This window comes from Pseudomonas sp. VD-NE ins (assembly GCF_031882575.1).
Lineage (GTDB): Bacteria > Pseudomonadota > Gammaproteobacteria > Pseudomonadales > Pseudomonadaceae > Aquipseudomonas > Aquipseudomonas fluorescens_BZ.
The window spans coordinates 5,141,459-5,162,717 of sequence record NZ_CP134772.1; the positions used below are offsets into that span (position 1 = coordinate 5,141,459).

Genomic DNA, 21,259 nt, shown 5'->3' on the forward strand with positions numbered 1-21,259 from the left:
CGCGAAGGCGGTGTGTCAGTCAACTCATTGCTGAATGACATACAGCTTTCGCGAGCAAGCTCGCTCCCACAGGTCATCTGACCGAGCTTAGTCGCGGAAGTTGTTGAACTGCAGTGGCATGCCGAACTCTTTGGCCCGCAGCGCCGCAATGGCCTCTTGCAGGTCATCACGCTTCTTGCCGGTCACGCGCACTTGCTCGCCCTGAATGGCGGCCTGCACTTTGAGCTTGGCGTCCTTGATGTGGCCGACGATCTTCTTCGCCAGCTCCTTGTCGATGCCTTCCTTGAGGATCGCATCCTGCTTCATCAGCTTGCCCGATGCGTAAGCGTCCTTGACCTCAAGGCACTGCACGTCGATCTTGCGCTTGACCAGTGCCAGCTTGAGGATTTCGATCATCGCTTCCAGCTGGAATCCGGCTTCAGCGGTCAGGCTGACGGTGAGGTCCTTTTCCTTGAACTCGAAGCTGCCTTTGCCTTTCAGGTCATAACGACGATCGAGTTCCTTCACGGCGTTCTCGACCGCGTTGGTGAGTTCGTGTTTGTCCAGTTCGGATACCACGTCGAACGACGGCATGTAATCTCTCCAATAAAAAGGCGCGCTCGATGTGGATGGAGCGCGCTTGGCTTGCGGTTAAAATCGGGCTCATTATAACGGGTCTTTTCCCACCGACACGGCGAGCCGCACATGCCTGTACGCAATCGAGCAAAAAACTGATGTCCACCACCTGGCATATATTGGGCGCCGGCAGTCTCGGCACGCTTTGGGCAACGCGTCTGGCCCGTGCCAGTCTGCCGGTCAGATTGATCGTGCGTGATGCCGAGCGCTTGCGCAGCTATGAAGCGGTGGGCGGATTGACGTTGGTTGAACAAGGCCAGGCCAGCACCTACGCCGTGCCCGCGGAAACACCCGACAGCCCCGAGCCGATTCGCCGCTTGCTGGTGGCTTGCAAGGCCTACGACGCCGAAAACGCCGTCGCCCGCCTCGCCTCGCGCCTGAGCGACGATGCCGAGGTGATCCTCCTGCAAAACGGCCTCGGCAGTCAGGACGCCGTCGCCAACCTTGTGCCATTGGCACGCTGCATCAGCGCTTCCAGTACAGAGGGCGCGTTTCGCGATGGCGACTGGCGCGTAGTGTTTGCCGGCCACGGCTTCACCTGGCTGGGCGACGCTGGCCATCCCGTCGCGCCGATCTGGCTGGACGATCTGGATGCGGCGAAAATCCCCCACGAATGGAGCACCGATATCCTCACGCGGCTGTGGCGCAAACTGGCGCTCAACTGTGCAATCAATCCGTTGACCGTGCTGCATAACTGCCGCAACGGCGGGTTGCAGGAACACCATTGCGAAGTCGCCACGCTGTGCGGCGAACTGGCCGAACTGCTGGAGCGTTGCGGCCAGCCGGCCGCCGCCGACAATCTGCAACAGGAAGTCGAACGGGTCATCCACGCGACCGCCGCCAATTACTCGTCGATGTATCAGGACGTCGCCAATCAACGCCGCACCGAAATCAGCTATCTGTTGGGCTATGCCTGCAAAGTCGCCGCGCGCCACCAGTTGAACCTGCCGCACCTCAATCAATTGCAGCAGCGCCTGGTCGCTCATCTGCACAGCCTTGGATTGCCCAGCGACTGAGCAGCGGCTACGCTGGCCACTTGTTCCTTTGTTGCGATAAACCTGATGCCATTGCGCCAGCGTCTCGAAAACCTGCCGGTCGGCCAGAAACTGCTGGCCGCCCTGCTGGTGCTGTTGACCACCGTCCTGCTGGTCGCCAACCTGACCTTTATCAGTGCCGCCTATTACATCTCCCAGGAAAGCATGGCACCGCAGGCCTTGCAGACCATCGGCCGGCTGATTTCCAACCCGAGCCTGGTCAGCGAAGCGCTGCAATCCCCGCAAAGCGCCGAGCGCCTGCTCAAAGAACTCGACAGTTATTCACCACTGCGCGCCGCCGCCCTGTATGACGGCAAGGGTGAACGGCTGGCGCAAGTCCAGCGCGGCGACAAACTCAACCTGCCGGAACGCTATCGACACATCGAAGCGTGGCAACTGACCGAGTTTCGCAGCAACCAGCTGATCACTCTGCCCCGCCCCGGCACTGCGCCGGGCCATCTGTTGCTGGTCGCCAGCAGCGAACTGCCGATGGCGTTCTACACCGGCACCCTGACTGCAAGCCTCGGCATCCTGATTTTCAGCGTATTGCTGTGGCTGGTGATTGCCCGGCAGATCAAGCGCCTGATCACCCGGCCGATTCATCAGCTTGAGGAGTTGTCGCGTCAGGTCACCCGCGAAGAGAACTACGCCCTGCGCGCCTCGCGCGGCAACCATGACGAAATCGGCAGCCTCGCCGAGGCATTCAACACCATGCTCTCGCGCATCGAAGCCCGCGAGCAGCAGCTCAAACGCGCCCGCGATGACTCGCAAGCCGCTTACGATCAGGCGCAGGGTCTGGCCGAGGAAACCCGCCACACCAACCGCAAACTGGAACTGGAAGTCCAGGTGCGCAGCAAAATCGAGAAGAAGCTCACCGGCTTCCAGAACTACCTCAACAGCATCATCGACTCGATGCCCTCGGCGCTGATCGCCCTCGACGAGCAGCTCTACGTCACCCAGTGGAACCAGGAGGCCAGCGCCCTTTCCGGCACGCGGCTGGACGAAGCACTTAACCAGCCGATCTTTCTTGCCTTCGAACCGCTCAAGCCGTTTCTGCCGCAACTCAAGCAGACCGTCGAGCAGCACACCGTGGCGAAAATCGAGCGAGTGACGTGGTTCAAGGACGATGAACCGAAGCATTACGCGCTGACGTTCTATCCATTGATGGGCGGTGCCGGGCGTGGCGTGGTGATCCGTATCGACGACATTACCCAGCGTCTGTCGCTGGAAGAAATGATGGTGCAGTCGGAAAAAATGCTCTCGGTCGGTGGCCTCGCCGCTGGCATGGCCCACGAAATCAATAACCCGCTGGGGGCGATACTGCACAACGTGCAGAACATTCGTCGACGCCTGTCCGCCGACCTGCCGAAGAACCTCGAAACCGCCGAGCAATTGGGCATCGAACTGGACACGGTGAACCGCTACCTGCAGGGCCGCGAAGTGCCGCAACTGCTCGACGGCATTCAGCAGGCCGGCGCACGCGCGGCGAAAATCGTCACCCACATGCTCAGCTTCAGCCGCCGCAGTACCCGGCAAATGGCGCCGTGCGATCTGCCGGCACTGATCGATCAAGCCGTGGAAATCGCCGGCAACGACTTCGACCTGGCCATCGGCTTCGACTTCAAGGGGCAGGCGATCACCCGCCAGTTCGACCCGGCGCTCGGCCCGGTGCCGGGCACCGCCAACGAACTCGAGCAAGTGCTGCTCAACCTGCTGAAAAACGCCGCACAAGCCATTCACCAGCGTGAAGACGACAGTGAGCCGGGACGGATCATACTGCGCACCAAGCTCAATCCACCGTGGGCCGAAATTCAGGTCGAGGACAACGGCATCGGCATGAGTGAGAACGTGCGCAAGCGCACCTTCGAGCCGTTCTTCACCACCAAGGAAATCGGTCAGGGCACCGGGCTGGGCTTGTCGGTGTCGTATTTCATCATTACCAACAATCACAAAGGACAAATGGAAGTGCAGTCAGCACCGGGCCAGGGCACCTGTTTCACCTTGCGCCTGCCGCTGACGCAGCCGTTGCCCATCGCTGCCGAAACCAATCAATTATCGAGGTAACCCATGGGCTTTCGCCTGTCGAAAATCTACACCCGCACCGGCGACAAAGGCGAAACCGGCCTTGGCGATGGCCGCCGCGTGCCCAAGGATCACCCGCGCATCGAGGCCATCGGCGAGGTCGATACGCTGAACAGTCAGGTCGGCGTGTTGCTGGCCGGGTTGATGGCCGAGCGCGACACGTTTCCTGAGTTGAATGAACTGATCGAGGTGCTGGCGCCTTGTCAGCATCGGCTGTTCGACCTCGGTGGCGAGCTGGCGATGCCGGAATATCAGGCGTTGAATGCGGCGGAAATCGAACGGCTGGAAGCGGCGATTGATGTGTGGAACGAGGAATTAGGGCCGCTGGAGAATTTCATTTTGCCGGGCGGGTCGATGCTGATTGCGCAGGCACATGTGTGCCGGAGCCTGGCGCGGAGTGCCGAACGGCGGTGTCAGCATTTGAATGCGATCGAGCCGTTGTCCGGTGTTGGCCTGGCGTATATCAATCGGTTGTCGGATTTGCTTTTTGTGGCGGCGCGGTTGATTGCGCGGCGGCAGGGGATTGCGGAGATTCTCTGGCAGCCGGCGGCAAAACCCACAGAGATGTAGCGCCTGATCGGCCGCTATCGCTGGCAAGCCAGCTCCCACAGGTTTCGAGTTGTACACAACACTTGTGAACGACACAAAGCCTTGTGGGAGCTGGCTTGGCCAGCGAAGAGGCCGGCAGCCGTTACAGAGAATCAGGCCAGAACGCGCGAATCCCCGCCACGCCTTGTGCACCAACGCCCCAGGCTTTTTCGCGCTCAGCCGGGCCAACCCCGCCCAACAGAAACACCGGCTTACTGAAGCCTTCAATCAACGCCTCAGCCTGCTCCCAGCCCAACGGCCGCGCGTCCGGGTGCGTCAAGGTCGGCTGCACTGGCGACAGCGTGACGAAATCCACGCCCATCTGCTCGGCCAGCGCCAGCTCTTCGGCGTTGTGGCACGACGCCGCCAACCAGCGCTCCGCCGGCAATGGCCGCCCCGCCGCTGCGTATTTACGCAATTGTGCGGAGGTGATGTGCCAGCCGGCAGACGGGAAATCGCCGAGCCACTCGAACGGCCCCTTGATCATCAACTGCGCCTTACCCGCACACAGGCCGGCCGCATCGACCGCCAGATCGCGGTATTTGGGGTCATAGCCATTCGGCGCACGTAGCTGAATCAACTTGATCCCGCCGGCAATTGCCTTCTGGATTCCGCGCAGCAGAGCCGGGGTTTCCAGGTCCTCCGGCGTAATCAAGTACTCCGCAGGCAAACGCGCGGCGGCAACGATCGGCTGGTTGGCGGCCGGAAACTCGTAGTTCGCCAGTTCTTTCGCCGTGACCCAGGCCAACGGCTGCCCTTCGGCACCGTGCGGTTCGCCGCTGAAGTCCGACACTTCCCAGACATCCAGCAGCACCTGCTTGTCCGGGTAATCGTGACGCACTTTGATCAGCGGTCGCGCGGCACCAACGACGATGGCCAACTCTTCGTGCAATTCGCGAGAGAGCGCGCTTTCGACCGACTCGTCGGCCTCGACCTTGCCGCCGGGAAACTCCCACAGACCGCCCTGATGCTGGGTGTCGGCGCGGCGGGCGATGAGGATCTTGCCGCTGTCGTCACGGATGACGGCAGCGGCGACGTGTACGCGTTTCACGGAATCAACTCCTCCAGTCCAGCCTTTTGCCACGCTTTGAAGGCGGGCCATTGGTAGACGGTTTCAACATAGGCTTGGTCGGCGGCCGGCAGCTGCACTTGGTAGGTGCGCAGACGCACGGCAATCGGGGCGAAGAACGCATCGGCCAGACTGACGCGACCAAACAGATAGGGACCGCTTTCGGTGGCGGCAGCACGGCACTCGGCCCACAGCGCGAGCATGCGTTCGATGTCGACCTTCACTTCCGGCGGCACCGGGTTGAGCGGTGCGTCATGGCTGAGGTTGAACGGCATGTGATTGCGCATGGCGAAAAAGCCGCTGTGCATTTGTGCGCAAGCGGACCGGGCCTGGGCGCGGGCGTAAATATCGCTCGGCCAGAGTTGCTCGGACGGAAACTGCTCGGCGAGGTATTCGGCGATGGCTAATGAGTCAGCGATGGTCCCGCGCGAGGTTTGCAGCAGCGGGACCTTGGCGGTCGGCGAGTGCTTGAGCAGCAGCTCACGAGTGTCGGGCTTGCCGAGTTTGATCAGCTCTTCGCTGTAGGGTGCGCCGGTCAACTCTACGGCCAGGGCGGCGCGCAGGGACCAGGAGGAAAGTAGTTTGTCGCCGATGATCAGGTGCAGGGACATGGGTGAGTACCTTCTTGTCAGGGAAACAATCCAGAATTTCTGGCGTCTGTTCGTCCGTCATCGCGGGCAAGCCCGCTCCCACAGTGATTGAGGTCGCTCACAAATTTTGTGTACACCACAGAACCCTGTGGGAGCGGGCTTGCCCGCGATGAGGCCGGCAGCCCGCTCCACCTTTTAGATCAGGTGCGGTATTCAGCGTTGATCTTCACGTATTCATGCGACAGGTCGGTGGTCCAGATGGTTTCGCTGCAATCGCCGCGACCCAACTCGATACGGATGGTGATCTCTTCCTGCTGCATCACCGCCGAGCCCTGGGCTTCAGTGTAGGTCGCCGCACGGGCGCCACGGCTGGCGATGCACACGTCGCCGAGGAACACGTCGATCTTGCTCACATCCAGATCCGGCACGCCGGCACGGCCGACAGCGGCGAGGATACGGCCCCAGTTCGGGTCGGAGGCGAACAGCGCGGTCTTGATCAGCGGCGAGTGGGCCACGGTGTAGCCAACGTCAAGGCATTCCTGATGGTTGCCGCCGCCATTCACTTCCACGGTGACAAACTTGGTCGCGCCTTCGCCGTCACGCACGATGGCCTGGGCCACGTCCATGCACACTTCGAACACCGCTTGCTTGAGCTTGGCGAACAGCTCGCCTTCGGCACGGGTGATTTCCGGCAGTGCGGCCTTGCCGGTTGCGATCAGCATGCAGCAGTCGTTGGTCGAAGTGTCGCCGTCGATGGTGATGCGGTTGAACGATTTGTTCGCGCCATCGAGCATCAAATTGTGCAGCACGTCGCGGGAGACGTTGGCGTCAGTGGCGATGTAGCCGAGCATGGTCGCCATGTTCGGACGGATCATGCCCGCGCCTTTGCTGATGCCGGTCACGGTGATGGTCACGCCGTCATGCTCGAACTGGCGGCTGGCGCCCTTCGGCAGAGTGTCGGTGGTCATGATCCCGGTGGCAGCGGCTTCCCAGTTGTTTTCCGACAGGTCGTCCAGCGCGGCTTGCAGTGCGCCTTCGATCTTCTCGACCGGCAGCGGCTCACCGATCACACCGGTGGAGTACGGCAGGATCTGACTGGCATCGACACCGGTCAGCTCGGCCAGTCTGGCGGTGGTGCGCTCGGCAGCGGCCAGACCCGGCTCGCCGGTACCGGCGTTGGCATTGCCGGTGTTGGTCAGCAAATAACGCACGGCGTTCTGCACGCGCTTCTTCGCCAGGATTACCGGCGCGGCACAAAAGGCGTTCAACGTGAACACACCGGCCACGGTCGAGCCTTCGGCGCAGCGCATCACAACGACATCTTTGCGCCCGGGGCGCTTGATGCCGGCCGAGGCGATACCGAGTTCAAAACCGGCAACCGGGTGCAACGTTGGCAAAGGACCAAGACCAACAGCCATGAATGCGCTCCTTACTCAATGATGTCAGCACCGCCACGCGCAGTGACGGTGGTTTAAATGGCAAAACGCCGCGACGGCAGGAGCCGGTCGCGGCGCGGGTATTTCAGCAGTTGAAACGGGTTTTACTGGATCTGCCCGTGGCAATGCTTGAATTTCTTGCCCGAACCGCAGTAGCACAGTTCGTTGCGGCCCAGCTTCTGATCGTTGCGAACCGGGGCCGTGGCGAGGGCTACATCAACCTCTTCACCGAGTACTTCCGGTTGCTCCAGACCTGGCGCTTCGGCGTGCTCGAACTGCATGCGGGCGGCCAGTGCTTCGGCTTCCTGACGCAGACGTTGCTCTTCGGCTTCCGGATCTTCGCGGCGCACCTGAACGTGCGACAGCACACGGATCGAGTCGCGCTTGATCGAATCGAGCAGCTCGGAGAACAGCGTGAACGACTCGCGCTTGTATTCCTGCTTCGGGTTTTTCTGAGCGTAGCCACGCAGGTGGATACCGTGACGCAGGTGGTCCATGGTCGACAGGTGGTCTTTCCACAGGTCGTCCAGTACGCGCAGCACGATTTGTTTCTCGAACGAGCGCAGTGCGTCGGCACCGGCCTGGTCTTCTTTCTCGTTGTACGCCGCCATCAGCTCGGTCATGAGCTTCTCGCGCAGGGTTTCTTCGTACAGGTGATCGTCTTCGTCGAGCCACTGCTGGATCGGCAGTGTCACGCCGAAATCGCTGGCAATCGAGGCTTCCAGACCGGCCACGTCCCACTGCTCTGGCAGCGATTGCGGCGGAATGTGCGCGCTGACGGTGGCGTTGAGCACGTCCTGACGGAAGTCGGCGATGGTTTCACCGATGTTGTCGGCGGCCAGCAACGTGTTACGCATGTGATAGATCACTTTACGCTGTTCGTTGTTGACGTCGTCGAACTCGAGCAGTTGCTTGCGAATATCGAAGTTGCGGCCTTCAACCTTGCGCTGCGCCTTCTCGATCGCGTTGGTCACCATGCGGTGCTCGATCGCTTCGCCCGGCTGCATGCCCAGGGCTTTCATGAAGTTCTTCACTCGATCGGACGCGAAGATGCGCATCAGACTGTCTTCCAGCGACAGGTAGAAGCGGCTCGAACCGGCATCACCCTGACGGCCGGCACGGCCACGCAACTGGTTGTCGATACGACGGGATTCGTGACGCTCGGAGGCAATCACCTGCAAGCCGCCCGATTCGAGCACTTGCTGGTGACGCTTCTGCCAGTCGGCCTTGATCTGGGCAATCTGCTCAGGGGTCGGGTCTTCCAGCGATGCGACTTCAACTTCCCAGTTACCGCCCAACAGGATGTCGGTACCACGACCGGCCATGTTGGTGGCGATGGTCAGTGCGCCCGGACGACCGGCCTGCGCGATGATCTCGGCTTCTTTTTCGTGGAACTTGGCGTTCAGAACCTTGTGTTCGATGCCTTCCTTCACGAGCAGTGCGGACATGTGCTCGGAGGTTTCGATGGTGGCAGTACCCACCAGCACCGGACGACCGGCCGCCATGCTTTCCTTGATGTCCGTAACGATCGCCGCGTATTTCTCTTCGGCGGTGAGGAACACCAGGTCGTTGAAGTCTTTACGCGCCAATGGTTTGTTCGGCGGAATGACCATGACTTCCAGACCATAGATCTGGTGGAATTCGAACGCTTCGGTGTCGGCGGTACCGGTCATGCCGGACAGCTTGGTGTACAGACGGAAGTAGTTCTGGAACGTGGTCGAGGCCAGGGTCTGGCTCTCGGCCTGGATGTTCAGGCCTTCTTTGGCTTCGATGGCCTGGTGCAGGCCTTCGGACAGACGGCGACCCGGCATGGTACGGCCGGTGTGTTCGTCGACGAGTACGACCTGGCCGTCCTGCACGATGTATTCGATGTTGCGATTGAACAGCTTGTGCGCACGCAGACCGGCATACACGTGGGTCAACAGGCCCAGGTTATGCGCCGAGTACAGGCTCTCGCCTTCAGCCAGCAGGCCGACGCGGGTGAGCATGTCTTCGATGAACTGGTGACCGGCTTCGTTGAGTTCGACCTGACGGGTCTTCTCGTCAACGGTGTAGTGGCCAGCCTTGGTGACTTCGCCTTCGACTTCTTCAACGTGCAGTTCCAGCTGCGGGATCAGTTTATTGATCTCCATGTACAGCTTGGAGCTGTCCTCGGCCTGACCGGAGATGATCAGCGGGGTACGCGCTTCGTCGATGAGGATGGAGTCGACTTCGTCGATCACGGCAAAGTTGAGTTCGCGCTGGAATTTTTCTTCCATGCTGAACGCCATGTTGTCGCGCAGGTAGTCGAAACCGAATTCGTTGTTGGTGCCGTAGGTGATGTCGGCGGCGTATGCCTGACGTTTCTCTTCCGGCGGCTGGAACGGCGTCACGACGCCGACGGTCAGGCCGAGGAATTCATACAGCGGACGCATCCAGTTGGCGTCACGACGCGCCAGGTAGTCGTTCACCGTCACAACGTGCACGCCCTTGCCGGACAGTGCGTTGAGGTAAACACCCAGGGTCGCTACGAGGGTTTTACCCTCACCGGTGCGCATTTCGGCGATCTTGCCTTCGTGCAAGGTCATGCCACCGACGAGCTGCACGTCGAAGTGGCGCATACCCATGATGCGCTTGCCGGCTTCGCGGGCGACCGCAAAGGCTTCTGGCAACAGCTTGTCGAGGGTTTCCCCTTTGGCGATGCGGGCCTTGAACTCTTCGGTCTTGGCGCGCAATTGATCGTCCGAAAGGGCCACCATTTGCTCTTCGAAGGCATTGACGAGCTGCACCGTCTTGAGCATGCGTTTGACTTCACGCTCGTTCTTGCTTCCAAAAAGTTTCTTTAACAAAGGCGCAAACATATCGGCAGGATCTTCCACACTAAAGGGATGGAGGGCGGCCCCGTGAGCGTCGCCCGTGCAGCCCTCATGGCCGCATGCGAACGAGCATTCTACCCGGAAACGGAAGTGAGGAAAGTGGCGATGTTCCACGATGCTGGCACTGCGCTTTGACGGGGCTCACTTAAAATAGGGGCGTTTTGCTCAACTTCAAGTCATACAAGGCAGAAGTTAGTCGTTGATTTAATGGGTAAAGCGGGGGCAAAAGCAATGGGCGAGTGAAAGGGGTGCTTTCTGCTACCATGGCGTTTCTGTTACTTCAGGTGTTCGATCATGGCATTTCGCCCTCTTACGGCCAGAGCACCCGCCGTTTTGCTACGCGAAGCCAAGCCGCTCAAAGCCATCCTCGGCCATGCCCAACGACTGGGGCATTTGCAGCGTCTGCTCGAAAGTCAACTGCAACCTGCCGCCCGGGAACATTGCCATGTGGCCTCGTGGCGTGAAGGCAGTCTGTTGCTGATTGTCACCGATGGTCACTGGGCCACACGCCTGCGCTACCAGCAAAAACGCCTGCAGCGGCAATTGCAGATGTTCGACGAGTTCGCGAGTCTGACGCGGATTCTGTTCAAGGTGCAGCCGCCGACGGTTCAACGCGGGGCAGTCGGGCACACGATGGACTTGTCCACGGATGCAGCGGCGACAATTCAGGCCACGGCGGACGGGATCAGTGATCCGGGTTTGCGCGCGGCGCTGGAGCGCCTGGCGGCACACGCCAAGGCCAAAACCTGAAGCAAAATCAAAAGATCGCAGCCTGCGGCAGCTCCTACAGATGAAACGCAATTCTCCTGTAGGAGCTGCCGCAGGCTGCGATCTTTGCTTTTAGCGGCGTTTGCTGCCTCCGAGTAATGAGCCCATCAAACCGCGCACCAGTTGTTTGCCAAGGTTATTGGCAGCCTGGCGCATCGCCGACTTCAGCGCCTGCCCGGCTGCCGTCCCGAGAAACTCCCCTGCCCTGTCGGCCAGGCTCGGCTCTTCAACTGCTGGCTTACCCGCTGGCACCTCGGCCTCCGGCGCCAGCCCTTTACGCCCCATCAGAATTTCATACGCCGACTCGCGGTCGATCGGCTTGTCATAGCGCCCCTTGAACGGCGAGCCGGCAATCAGCAACGTGCGTTCGGTCTCGGTCAACGGCCCGATTCGCGATTGCGGCGGCGCCACCAGCCCGCGCTGAACCATTTCCGGCGTGCCTTTCTCGGTCAGCGTGCCCACCAGCGCCTCACCAATTCCCAACTCGGTCAGCACCGACAAACTGTCGAATGCCGGATTCGGTCGGAAGCCGTCCGCCACTGCGCGCAGGGATTTCTGCTCTTTGGCGGTAAAGGCGCGCAAGCCATGCTGGATGCGCAGGCCGAGCTGCGCCAGCACGTCATCCGGCAAGTCCGCCGGCGATTGCGTGACGAAATACACACCAACGCCTTTGGAACGGATCAGGCGCACCACTTGTTCAAGTCGCTCCTGCAAGGCCTTCGGTGTATCGCCGAACAACAAATGCGCCTCATCGAAAAACAGCGCCAGCAGCGGTTTGTCGGCATCGCCGCGCTCCGGCAACTGCTCGAACAACTCGGCCAGCAGCCACAACAAGAACGTCGCGTAGACCTTCGGCGCCTCGTGCACCAGACGGCTGGCGTCGAGCAAGTGAATGCGCCCACGGCCGTCGGCGGTCGGTTGCAGAATGTCTTCCAGTTGCAGTGCCGGTTCGCCAAACAAGGCTTCGGCGCCCTGCTGCTCGAGGATCGCCAAGCGCCGCAACAGCGCCTGACTGGAGCCGGTGGTCATCAACGCCGCGTCTTCGCCCAGCAGTTGCGGATTGTCCTTGAGGTGATTGAGCAGCGCTTTCAGATCCTTCAGATCCAGCAGCAACAAACCTTCACGATCGGCGACCTTGAAGGCTGCGTACAGGGCCGACTGCTGACTGTCGGTCAGTTCCAGCAGGCTGCCGATCAGCAGCGGGCCCATTTCGCTCAGCGTGGTGCGCAGCGGATGACCGGACTCACCGTGGATACCCCACAGCGTCACCGGATAAGCCTGCGCCTTGTAATTGAGCCACGGCATCCCGGCGATACGCTCGGCAACCTTGCCCTGCGGGTTGCCGGCCGCACCGAGGCCGCACAGATCGCCCTTGATGTCCGCGGCAAACACCGCGACCCCAGCGTCGCTGAACGCTTCGGCCAAACGCTGCAAAGTGACGGTTTTACCGGTTCCGGTGGCGCCCGCGACCAGTCCGTGGCGGTTGGCCAGGCGCATGGCCTGAGCAATCTGTTGGCCTGCGAGATCGGCGCCGATTACGAGTTGCGAGGAGTCAGGCATTTTGTCACCCAATGGTTAATCTTTGATTGCGCATGGCCGATAAAGAGGAGTGAGAGACCCCGACCACAAGTCACGCCGGACATTTCCCTAAGGAGAGACGGAAATATCAGCTTGTTTTCACCCTTGCCCATTTTGCGCGCTTCTATAAAAGCACGCCCTGGACATTAAGACCTTAGCGGAACCCCAAGCCATGAACAAAAATCTGCGCTTCAGCCATAAAATTTTGCTTGCCGCCGCCCTTATCGTCATCGCCGCCTTCGCCTCGTTTACGGCGTACAACGACTGGTTGCAGCGCAATGCGATCCGCGATGACCTGAACAACTACCTCAACGAAATGGGCGAGGTCACTGCCGGCAGTATCCAGACCTGGCTCAGCGGCCGGATTCTGCTGATCGAGAACGCGGCCCAGAACATCGCCATCAACCCTGAGCCCGCCAACGTCGCCAGTCTGCTGGAACAGAAAACCCTGACTTCGACGTTCATGGCCACCTATCTGGGCGATGCCACCGGCCACTTCACTATCCGCCCGGATACGAAGATGCCCGACGGTTTCGATCCGCGCGTGCGCCCTTGGTATAAAGGTGCCGAGAGCAGCAGCACCTCGACCCTGACCGAACCGTACATCGACGCCGCCACCGGCCAGCTGATCATTTCCATTGCCACCGCCTCGAAAAAGGCCGGCCAGAGCGTCGGTGTGGTTGGCGGCGACTTGAGCCTGCAATCGCTGGTCGACACCCTCGCCGCCCGGGATTTCGACGGCATGGGTTATGTATTCCTGGTCAGCGCCGACGGCAAGATCCTCGTGCACCCGGACAAGGCCCTCGTGATGAAATCACTGAAGGAAGCCTATCCGCAGGACACCCCGCGCATCAGCAGCGACTTCAGCGAAGTCACCGTCGACGGCAAGACGCGCATTGTCACCTTCGCGCCGATCAAAGGTCTGCCGTCGGTGAACTGGTACATCGGTCTGTCGGTGGACAAGGATCAGGCTTTCGCGATGCTCAGCCAGTTCCGCACCTCGGCAGTGATTGCCACGGTAATTGCGGTGGCGATCATCATCGCCCTGCTCGGCATGCTGATCCGTATTCTGATCCAGCCGTTGCACGTGATGACCCGCGCCATGGAAGACATCGCCGATGGCGAGGGCGACCTGACCAAACGCCTGACCATCGTCAATAACGATGAATTCGGCAGCCTCGGTACTGCGTTCAACCGGTTCGTCGAGCGCATTCACACCTCGATCCGCGAAGTGTCGTCGGCCACCGGTCAGGTTAACGAAGTCGCCCTGCGCGTGGTCGCTGCGTCGAACTCGTCGATGTACAACTCCGATCAGCAAGCTTCGCGCACCAGCAGTGTCGCCGCGGCGATCAACCAGCTCGGCGCCGCCGCGCAGGAAATCGCCCGCAACGCCGCGCAAGCCTCGAATCAGGCCAGCGACGCTCGCGGTCTGGCTGAAGACGGCCAGCAAGTGGTGGATCGCAGCATTAAAGCGATGAATCAGCTGTCGAGCATGCTCAGTGCGTCGAGCAGCAATATCGAGTCGCTGAACAGCAAAACCGTGAACATTGGTCAGATTCTCGAAGTGATCACCAGTATTTCCCAGCAAACCAACCTTCTAGCGCTTAACGCGGCGATTGAAGCAGCGCGCGCCGGTGAGGCCGGTCGTGGTTTTGCCGTGGTGGCGGATGAAGTGCGCAATCTGGCGCACCGCACCCAGGAATCGGCGCAGCAAGTGCAGACGATGATCGAGGAGCTGCAGGTCGGCGCCCGCGAATCGGTGAGCACCATGAGCGACAGCCAGCGCCACAGTCAGGACAGCGTCGAAATTGCCAATCTCGCCGGGGAGCGCTTGAACAGCGTGACGCAGCGCATTGGCGAGATCGACGGGATGAACCAGTCGGTGGCCACGGCGACCGAGGAGCAGACCGCTGTTGTTGAGTCGATCAATGTCGATATCACCGAGATCAATACGCTGAACCAGGAAGGTGTGGAGAACTTGCAGGCGACGTTGCGGGCGTGTTCGGATCTGGAGCAGCAGGCTTCGCGTCTGAAGCAGTTGGTTGGCAGCTTCCGCATCTAAGATCAAAAGCCTACCCCCTCACCCCAGCCCTCCCGAAACGTCGGACCGCCCCCAAGGGGGCGAGGGGGAAAGGGAGCAGATCTTCATGCTTTTCAGAACCTGAGTTCGACTCAGGTCTCTCAAGTCGGCGTACCTCCAACATCCACCACGGTCAGTCCCCTCTCCCTCCGGGCGGTCCGACGTTTCGGGAGGGTTAGGGTGAGGGGCTCTTCCGCTCTGAAGCTCTTCAGCCCACCGCGCAATCCCGACCGAACATCTATTCTTGATAAAGGTCAACCAAGGGAGAACCACGCAGCGGAGGGTTGATCACCGTGCACATCGCCGACATCACCATGTTCTACGCCCCGGCCAGCGGTGGCGTGCGGACTTATCTGGATGCCAAACACCGCCGGTTGAGCGTCAAGCCCGGCATTCGCCACAGTCTGTTGATTCCCGGCGCGCACTTCAGCGAGCACGATGGCGTTTACACGGTTCCCGCCCCCGCCCTGCCCTTCGGCAAAGGTTATCGATTTCCCGTTCGCCTCGCCCCTTGGCGCAATGTCCTGCAGGGGTTGCAGCCTGACCTGATCGAGGTCGGCGACCCTTACCTGACTGCCTGGGCAGCACTGGATGCCCGCCGGCAACTGGATGTGCCAGTGATCGGTTTCTATCACTCGGATCTGCCATTGCTGATCAGCAATCGCATGGGCCATTGGGTCACGCCGAATATCGAGGCGTACGTCACCAGGCTTTACGGCAACTTCGACCGAGTGCTCGCGCCCAGTCAGGTCATGGCTGACAAGCTCAGCGGCCTCGGCGTACGCAATGTCTTCGTGCAACCGTTGGGCGTCGATCTGCAGACCTTTCACCCCAGCGCCCGCGACCCGCAACTGCGCGCAGAACTGGGCATCGCCGAAGACACCCGGTTGCTGATTTTTGCCGGGCGCGGTTCGAAAGAGAAAAACCTGCCGGTACTGCTCAAATGCATGCAACGCCTCGGCCCGCGCTATCACTTGCTGCTGGTCGGTTCGTCGATGCCCACGGCCGTGCCGGACAACGTCAGCGTAATCGATGAATTCTGCCCCGCGCCACGCGTCGCGCAGTTGATGGCCAGTGCCGATGCGTTGATCCATGCCGGTGATCAGGAAACGTTTGGCCTGGTGATCCTCGAAGCCATGGCTTGCGGCATTCCAGTGGTGGCGGTGGCTGCCGGGGCGCTCGGAGAGATTGTCACGGAGTCCTGCGGCCTGCTGTGCGCGCCAAACAACCCGCAGGCGATGGCCAATGCCGTGCGCGAACTGTTCAGTCGCGGCTGCGGCAAACTGGGCGCACAGGCCCGCCAGCATGTCGAAACCCACTACGCCTGGGACACTGTGGTTGACAGTTTGCTGGGCCATTATCACGCGGTACTTGGGCATACACTGCCGCGGGTGGCCAATGGTTGAATCGATGAACAATCCCGCCGTGTTGCTGGTACTGCACGACGTGGCACCGTCGACGTGGGCGGATTACCAACCGTTTGTCGAGGCGGTCGACGCATTGGGCAATGTGCCAATGACGTGGCTGGTCGTACCGAACTTCCACCGGCACAACACCCTCGACGCTCACCCGGCATTTTGTCGAATGCTCGACACGCGCGTCGCCCGTGGCGATGAGTTGGCGCTGCACGGTTATTTTCACGATGACCAGGAGCCCCGCCCGACAACACCGCGCGACTGGTTCATGCGCCGTATTTATACCCATGAAGGCGAGTTCTATCGTTTGTCCCGGGAAACCGCTCTCGCCCGCCTGCGCGACGGCATCGAAGTTTTCCAGCGCCATGACTGGCCGCTGCACGGTTTCGTCGCTCCGGCGTGGTTGATGAGCGACGGCACACGCCAGGCCCTGCGCGAGTTACCGCTGAGCTACACCAGTGATCCGCAACATCTTTATCGTTTGCCGGATTTCAGCGCTATCGACGTCCCCGGTCTGGTCTGGAGCGCCCGCAGTGCCTGGCGCCGTGGCTTGTCGAAAATCGTCAGCGAGCAGCGTCAACAGCGCTGGCGCCAGGCACCGGTGATTCGGCTAGGCTTGCACCCTGTGGACATGCGCCATGGTTTCTCCCGTGATTACTGGTTACACACCCTTGAACGCTTGCTGGCCGAAGGACGCGTACCGATGAGCAAAATCAACTGGCTTGCGCAACAGCACGGTCACCAGGAATGCGCCGCATGAGTCGCAGCCTTCTGTTGCTCATCGGCCTGCTTGCGGCGGTGCTGATCCCCGTTGTGCTGGGTGGCGGTGAAACCTGGGCGCGGCTGCAAAGTTTCCCTTTGCACTGGTTGCTGATCATGTTCGGCATGATTCTGCTGTGCTGGGGCATCAATACCCTGCGCCTGCGCTTGCTGCTCGGGGATCAACGCGAGCGCGTCACGCCACTGAAAAGTCTTGGCGTGGTCATGGCCGCCGAATTCGCCTATTGCGCAACACCCGGCGGCAGTGGCGGACCGCTGACGATCATGGCCCTGCTGGCGCGCTGCGGCGTACGTCCGGCCCGGGGCAGCGCGGTGTTTGCCATGGATCAGCTCAGCGACTTGCTGTTCTTTCTCTGCGCCCTCAGCGGGATTCTGATCTATGCGTTGTTCCAGCACCTCAGTGATCGACTGGAGTGGTTGCTGAGCGTCAGTGCGGTGTCATTGTTCGGCGGTTTGTTCAGTTGCGTGCTGGTTGCGCGTTATCACCGCGCCTTGATTCGCCTGAGCGGTCGCCTGTTGGCAAGGATGAACGTCAAGGCCAGCACCCGCCGTCGCTGGGCGCGCAAGTTGTTGCATTTTCTTGCCGCGTTCACCGACACCCTGAAGTTGCCTTGGCAAACATTGATCAAAGTATTCGCCCTGACCTGCGTGCATTGGTTGCTGCGATACAGCGTGCTGTATCTGGCGCTGCGCGGGTTGGGCGCCGACTTGCAGTGGGCGTGGAGTTTTCTGGTGCAGATGCTTTCGCTCGGGGCCGGGCAATTCAGTCTGCTGCCGGGCGGAGCCGGGGCGGCGGAGTTGACGTCGGCAGCGCTGCTGGCGCCGATGGTAGGGAAATCCACCGCAGCGGCGGCGATTCTGATTTGGCGGGTGGTGACGTATTACTTCTATCTGGTGGTGGGCGGCCCGGTATTTCTGTTGATGCTGGGGCGGCCACTGTTGAAGAAGCTGATGAACGTCAGACAGGCTTCTTGACGTCGTCCTGCTCCTGTTCCTTGAGTTGTTCCCACAACTCGGCAGCACCGGGAAACTCGGTACCATCCTCAGGGCTCATGTCCTCGGGATCATATCGACTCAAACAACCCTCGCCCAACGTTGCCGGTGCTTTGGAAGTGGCTTTGTCCAGTGGATCACTCATGGGCATTTCCTCGGGGCTTGAATGAACAAGGGTCTGAGCGATTGAACGCCCAGACCCTTGGTTTTTCAAGCCTGCGTGAGTTCGATCAGAACACCACGGTCTTGTTGCCGTGCACCAGCACGCGATCTTCGAGGTGATAGCGCAGGCCACGAGCCAGGACCATCTTCTCGACGTCACGGCCGAAACGCACCATGTCTTCGATGCTGTCGCTGTGGCTGACGCGGACTACGTCCTGCTCGATGATCGGACCGGCGTCCAGTTCTTCGGTCACGTAGTGGCAGGTCGCGCCGATCAGCTTCACGCCACGCAACGACGCCTGGTGATACGGCTTGGCGCCGACGAACGACGGCAGGAAGCTGTGGTGAATGTTGATGACCTTGTGCGCGTATTCGCGGCACATGTCTGGCGGCAGGATCTGCATGTAACGCGCCAGCACCACCACTTCGGCATCGTGCTGCTTGACCAGACGCGACACTTCGTCGAAGGCCGGTTGCTTGTCCTGCGGATTGACCGGGACGTGGTAGTAAGGAATGCCGTGCCACTCGACCATGCTGCGCAGGTCATCGTGGTTGGAAATCACACAGGAGATTTCACAGTCCAGTTCATCGCTGTGCCAGCGGTGCAACAAGTCAGCGAGGCAGTGGGATTCGCGGCTGGCCATCAGCACAACACGCTTTTTCTGCTCGGTGTCGGTGATGCGCCAGTCCATCGAGAATTCTTCGGCAATCGGCGCAAACTTCTCGCGCAGTACTTCAATACCGAAAGGCAGCGAATCGGCACGAATTTCGTGACGCATGAAGAACCAGCCCACTTGATTGTCCGAGTGGTGGCTCGCTTCGGTGATCCAGCCGTTGTGGGCTGCCAGAAAATTACTGACTTTGGCAACGATGCCAACGCGGTCCGGGCAAGATATCACCAGCCGAAAAGTGCGCATGAGGGGAAACTCCAGAACTTCGCAAAGGCCGCCATTCTAGCGGCTGCGCAGGAAAACTGCAGTATTGATCAGCGCCGGTCCGAGCCAGGCTCGGCCGATTCGGATTCTTGATGAGTAAGCGTCAGGCTGGCGCTGCTCCTGTGGCATCGCTCGATCAGGCAACTGTGAATATCTGTGATGACTGGATCACATTATTTAACTGAATAATCAATAGAGGGCAGTTTCTCGTAACTAATTTAAATAAAAACCCCGGTTAAATGTTTACTTGATGAAACAGCCTGACTATTATTGCGGCACTGTCCCCCTGCCATCCCGCACTCTACTAAGGTAGTAATCATGTCCTTGATCAACGAATATCGCGCCACCGAAGAAGCTATCAAAGAGCTGCAAGCCCGTTTGAAGAACCTGTCCCAAGACGACAAACTGCAAGCCGAGCTGGAATTCGAAGGCAAACTGCGCACCCTGATGGGCGAATACTCCAAATCGCTGCGTGACATCATCGCGCTGCTGGACCCGGAAGCAAAAACCAAAGCAGTACGCGGCGGCGCAGTAAAAACTACCGGCACCAAGCGTGCTCGCAAAGTTAAACAATACAAAAACCCGCACAACGGCGAAGTCATCGAAACCAAAGGTGGCAACCACAAAACTCTGAAAGAGTGGAAAGCCAAGTGGGGCGGTGACGTGGTTGAAGGCTGGGCTACCCTGCTGGGCTAAGCCGCAACGCCTTCGCAGAGCGATCCGCGAAAAAATAAACGCCAGCGAATGCTGGCGTTTTTTTATGCCCGGCATTTAAGCCCGGTCATGTTCGATTTCAAAGATTCAAACGTTTGCGCAATGCCTGGACATAATTCTGCCATTCATTGAGCACCTCACTCTGCATCGGCGTGGCATTAACCGACCACTGCTCTGCCGCTTCTGTAAAAGACTTCAAGGTATTCGGCGCGCCGCATTCAGGTGCGGACAAACGTTGCTGGCAAAATATTCTCCAGCGCTCTTGCTCTTCGAAATTCAACGTCTCGGGAAAGTTACGCGCGCGATATCGAAAGAGTAATTCAGGCAAACGTTCGTCATCGAAAGGCCATTGCTCTTGCGCTAGTTGCGCCGGATCAGCGGTCCTCACTTGCTCACATAGACGTCGATCGCGGTCACCGATAAATCCGTCGTACAACTGTTGTTCCGGATCCTCGCTCGGAATGAAATCTTCGCTGACATAAATTTGCGCAACTTTATCTTTCCAAACTTGTTGTGCGTCAGTTAGCCGCAGTGCTCGCTGTTGATACAACGCCATATCCAGCCCCAGACGTTGCTGATCCTGCGTGCGCAAAACCGCAAGCGGCGCTACCACCGGACAACGGTTGATGTGAATCAGCTTGAGCGGCACCGGCAACTCGCCTTCCGGCAAATCCTCGCGACGCGTGTACAAACGCTGGCGCAGGGTTTGCGCGTCCAGATCCAGCAACCCCTGCGGGTCGAGGTGCAGGTCACAGACGATCAGGGCATTGCGGTTTTTCGGGTGCCAGGCCAGTGGCAGCACCACGCCGATATAACTGCGGGCCGCCGAGAAACGCCCGGAGACATGCACCATGGGTTGCAACAGACGAATCTGATCCATGACTTTTTGCTTGCTGCGCAACTGGAACAACCAGTCATAGAGTTTTGGCTGTTTTTCGCGGATCAACCGGGCCAGTGCGATGGTCGCGCGCACATCCGACAGCGCTTCGTGGGCATGCCCGTGATCGATATCGTTCGCGGCCGTCAGACGCTCGAGCTTGAGTGTCACCCGGCCTTCGTCATCGGTCGGCCAGACCAGTCCGTCGGGACGCAACGCATAGGCGGCGCGCACCACATCGATCAGATCCCAGCGGCTGTTGCCGCCCTGCCACTCCCGGGCGTACGGGTCGAAGAAATTGCGATACAGGCTGTAACGGGTCATCTCGTCGTCGAAGCGCAGCGTGTTGTAACCGGCGCCACAGGTGCCCGGAGCCGCCAGTTGGGCATGCACGCGAGTCATGAAATCAGCTTCGCTCAAGCCCTTTTCGGCGAGCTGGCTCGGGGTAATGCCGGTGATCGCGCACGCCGCCGGATGCGGCAGGATGTCTTCACTGGGCTGGCAATAAAGATTGACCGGCTCGTCGATTTCGTTGAGCGCATGGTCGGTGCGGATCCCGGCCACCTGCAACGGGCGGTCGTTACGCGGGTTGATGCCAGTGGTTTCGTAGTCGTACCAGAAGATTGAAGTCACGGGCGGTTCCTGAACTGAAGATCGGCAAAGTCTAGGCGCTCGACCGCGCTCGCGG

18 protein-coding genes and 1 pseudogene are annotated in these 21,259 nt (G+C 60.1%); 10 read left to right on the plus strand and 9 right to left on the minus strand.

Translation table 11 applies throughout. The features are described from left to right. Window positions 1–87: 87 nt before the first annotated feature. Window positions 88–573: a YajQ family cyclic di-GMP-binding protein gene (locus RMV17_RS22965; RefSeq protein WP_008080210.1), complete on the minus strand. Its 486-nt coding sequence runs from the start codon at window positions 571–573 to the stop codon at window positions 88–90. 140 nt (window positions 574–713) lie between these two features. Between RMV17_RS22965 and RMV17_RS22970 the strand changes: the two genes are divergently transcribed. From RMV17_RS22970 to RMV17_RS22980, 3 genes are read left to right on the plus strand one after another with little or no spacing between them, the layout of a single operon-like run. After that, window positions 714–1,631, plus strand: coding sequence for a putative 2-dehydropantoate 2-reductase (locus RMV17_RS22970; RefSeq protein ID WP_311882738.1), 918 nt, complete (start codon window positions 714–716; stop codon window positions 1,629–1,631). Window positions 1,632–1,676: 45 nt separating this feature from the next. Next, on the plus strand, window positions 1,677–3,713 hold the full coding sequence (locus RMV17_RS22975; protein WP_311882739.1) for an ATP-binding protein: 2,037 nt from the start codon (window positions 1,677–1,679) through the stop codon (window positions 3,711–3,713). Window positions 3,714–3,716: 3 nt separating this feature from the next. After that, window positions 3,717–4,301 (plus strand): cob(I)yrinic acid a,c-diamide adenosyltransferase, encoded by a 585-nt coding sequence (locus RMV17_RS22980; RefSeq protein ID WP_311882741.1) that lies wholly within the window; start codon window positions 3,717–3,719, stop codon window positions 4,299–4,301. A gap of 121 nt (window positions 4,302–4,422) precedes the next feature. Here RMV17_RS22980 and RMV17_RS22985 read toward each other — a convergent pair whose 3' ends face one another. The 4 genes from RMV17_RS22985 to secA form a co-directional block, all read right to left on the minus strand. Beyond that, entirely contained in the window at window positions 4,423–5,370 is a 948-nt protein-coding gene (locus tag RMV17_RS22985) for a Nudix family hydrolase (protein ID WP_311882743.1), read from the minus strand. Beyond that, window positions 5,367–5,999 (minus strand): glutathione S-transferase family protein, encoded by a 633-nt coding sequence (locus RMV17_RS22990; RefSeq protein WP_034153431.1) that lies wholly within the window; start codon window positions 5,997–5,999, stop codon window positions 5,367–5,369. Before RMV17_RS22990 ends, RMV17_RS22985 begins: the two co-directional genes overlap by 4 nt. 179 nt (window positions 6,000–6,178) lie before the next feature. Beyond that, window positions 6,179–7,396 carry a bifunctional glutamate N-acetyltransferase/amino-acid acetyltransferase ArgJ gene (gene argJ, locus RMV17_RS22995; protein ID WP_311882746.1) on the minus strand — a complete coding sequence of 406 codons (1,218 nt, stop codon included), beginning with the start codon at window positions 7,394–7,396 and terminating at the stop codon, window positions 6,179–6,181. 122 nt (window positions 7,397–7,518) lie between these two features. Beyond that, the gene (gene secA, locus RMV17_RS23000; protein WP_034153433.1) at window positions 7,519–10,254 is read right to left on the minus strand and encodes a preprotein translocase subunit SecA; all 2,736 of its coding nucleotides are present in this window, start codon (window positions 10,252–10,254) and stop codon (window positions 7,519–7,521) included. 309 nt (window positions 10,255–10,563) lie between these two features. Between secA and RMV17_RS23005 the strand changes: the two genes are divergently transcribed. Then, complete coding sequence (locus RMV17_RS23005; RefSeq protein ID WP_311882749.1) at window positions 10,564–11,019, plus strand: DciA family protein; 456 nt, start codon at window positions 10,564–10,566, stop codon at window positions 11,017–11,019. A gap of 90 nt (window positions 11,020–11,109) precedes the next feature. Here the strand turns inward: RMV17_RS23005 and RMV17_RS23010 are convergent, their stop codons facing one another. Beyond that, window positions 11,110–12,597 carry a helicase HerA-like domain-containing protein gene (locus tag RMV17_RS23010; RefSeq protein WP_311882751.1) on the minus strand — a complete coding sequence of 496 codons (1,488 nt, stop codon included), beginning with the start codon at window positions 12,595–12,597 and terminating at the stop codon, window positions 11,110–11,112. Window positions 12,598–12,931: 334 nt separating this feature from the next. On the opposite strand from RMV17_RS23010, the pseudogene RMV17_RS30210 reads away from it, so the two are divergent. The 5 genes and pseudogenes from RMV17_RS30210 to RMV17_RS23030 form a co-directional block, all read left to right on the plus strand. Next, window positions 12,932–13,771, plus strand: a pseudogene (locus RMV17_RS30210) (cache domain-containing protein); the annotation flags it as partial. Window positions 13,772–13,912: 141 nt separating this feature from the next. Beyond that, window positions 13,913–14,677 carry a methyl-accepting chemotaxis protein gene (locus tag RMV17_RS30215; protein ID WP_371043227.1) on the plus strand — a complete coding sequence of 255 codons (765 nt, stop codon included), beginning with the start codon at window positions 13,913–13,915 and terminating at the stop codon, window positions 14,675–14,677. Window positions 14,678–14,979: 302 nt separating this feature from the next. Continuing rightward, a complete protein-coding gene (locus RMV17_RS23020; protein ID WP_311882755.1) occupies window positions 14,980–16,101 on the plus strand; it encodes a glycosyltransferase family 1 protein in 1,122 nt (373 codons plus the stop codon). Beyond that, window positions 16,094–16,870, plus strand: coding sequence for a polysaccharide deacetylase family protein (locus RMV17_RS23025; RefSeq protein WP_311882757.1), 777 nt, complete (start codon window positions 16,094–16,096; stop codon window positions 16,868–16,870). Before RMV17_RS23020 ends, RMV17_RS23025 begins: the two co-directional genes overlap by 8 nt. After that, the gene (locus RMV17_RS23030) at window positions 16,867–17,865 is read left to right on the plus strand and encodes a lysylphosphatidylglycerol synthase transmembrane domain-containing protein (RefSeq protein ID WP_311882759.1); all 999 of its coding nucleotides are present in this window, start codon (window positions 16,867–16,869) and stop codon (window positions 17,863–17,865) included. The genes RMV17_RS23025 and RMV17_RS23030 overlap by 4 nt, the downstream gene beginning before the upstream one ends. Here the strand turns inward: RMV17_RS23030 and RMV17_RS23035 are convergent. Continuing rightward, complete coding sequence (locus RMV17_RS23035; protein WP_034153438.1) at window positions 17,849–18,028, minus strand: hypothetical protein; 180 nt, start codon at window positions 18,026–18,028, stop codon at window positions 17,849–17,851. The two genes, RMV17_RS23030 and RMV17_RS23035, sit on opposite strands and share 17 nt — an antisense overlap. Window positions 18,029–18,113: 85 nt before the next feature. Then, window positions 18,114–18,962 (minus strand): formyltetrahydrofolate deformylase, encoded by an 849-nt coding sequence (gene purU / locus RMV17_RS23040; RefSeq protein ID WP_007912774.1) that lies wholly within the window; start codon window positions 18,960–18,962, stop codon window positions 18,114–18,116. 336 nt (window positions 18,963–19,298) lie between these two features. Here purU and mvaT point away from each other — a divergent pair, with 336 nt between their 5' ends. Further along, window positions 19,299–19,676 carry a histone-like nucleoid-structuring protein MvaT gene (mvaT, locus tag RMV17_RS23045; protein WP_007912775.1) on the plus strand — a complete coding sequence of 126 codons (378 nt, stop codon included), beginning with the start codon at window positions 19,299–19,301 and terminating at the stop codon, window positions 19,674–19,676. Between the two features lie 97 nt (window positions 19,677–19,773). Here the strand turns inward: mvaT and sbcB are convergent, their stop codons facing one another. Next, window positions 19,774–21,204, minus strand: a complete 1,431-nt coding sequence (gene sbcB, locus RMV17_RS23050; RefSeq protein ID WP_311882765.1) for an exodeoxyribonuclease I — start codon at window positions 21,202–21,204, stop codon at window positions 19,774–19,776. Window positions 21,205–21,259: the final 55 nt, after the last annotated feature.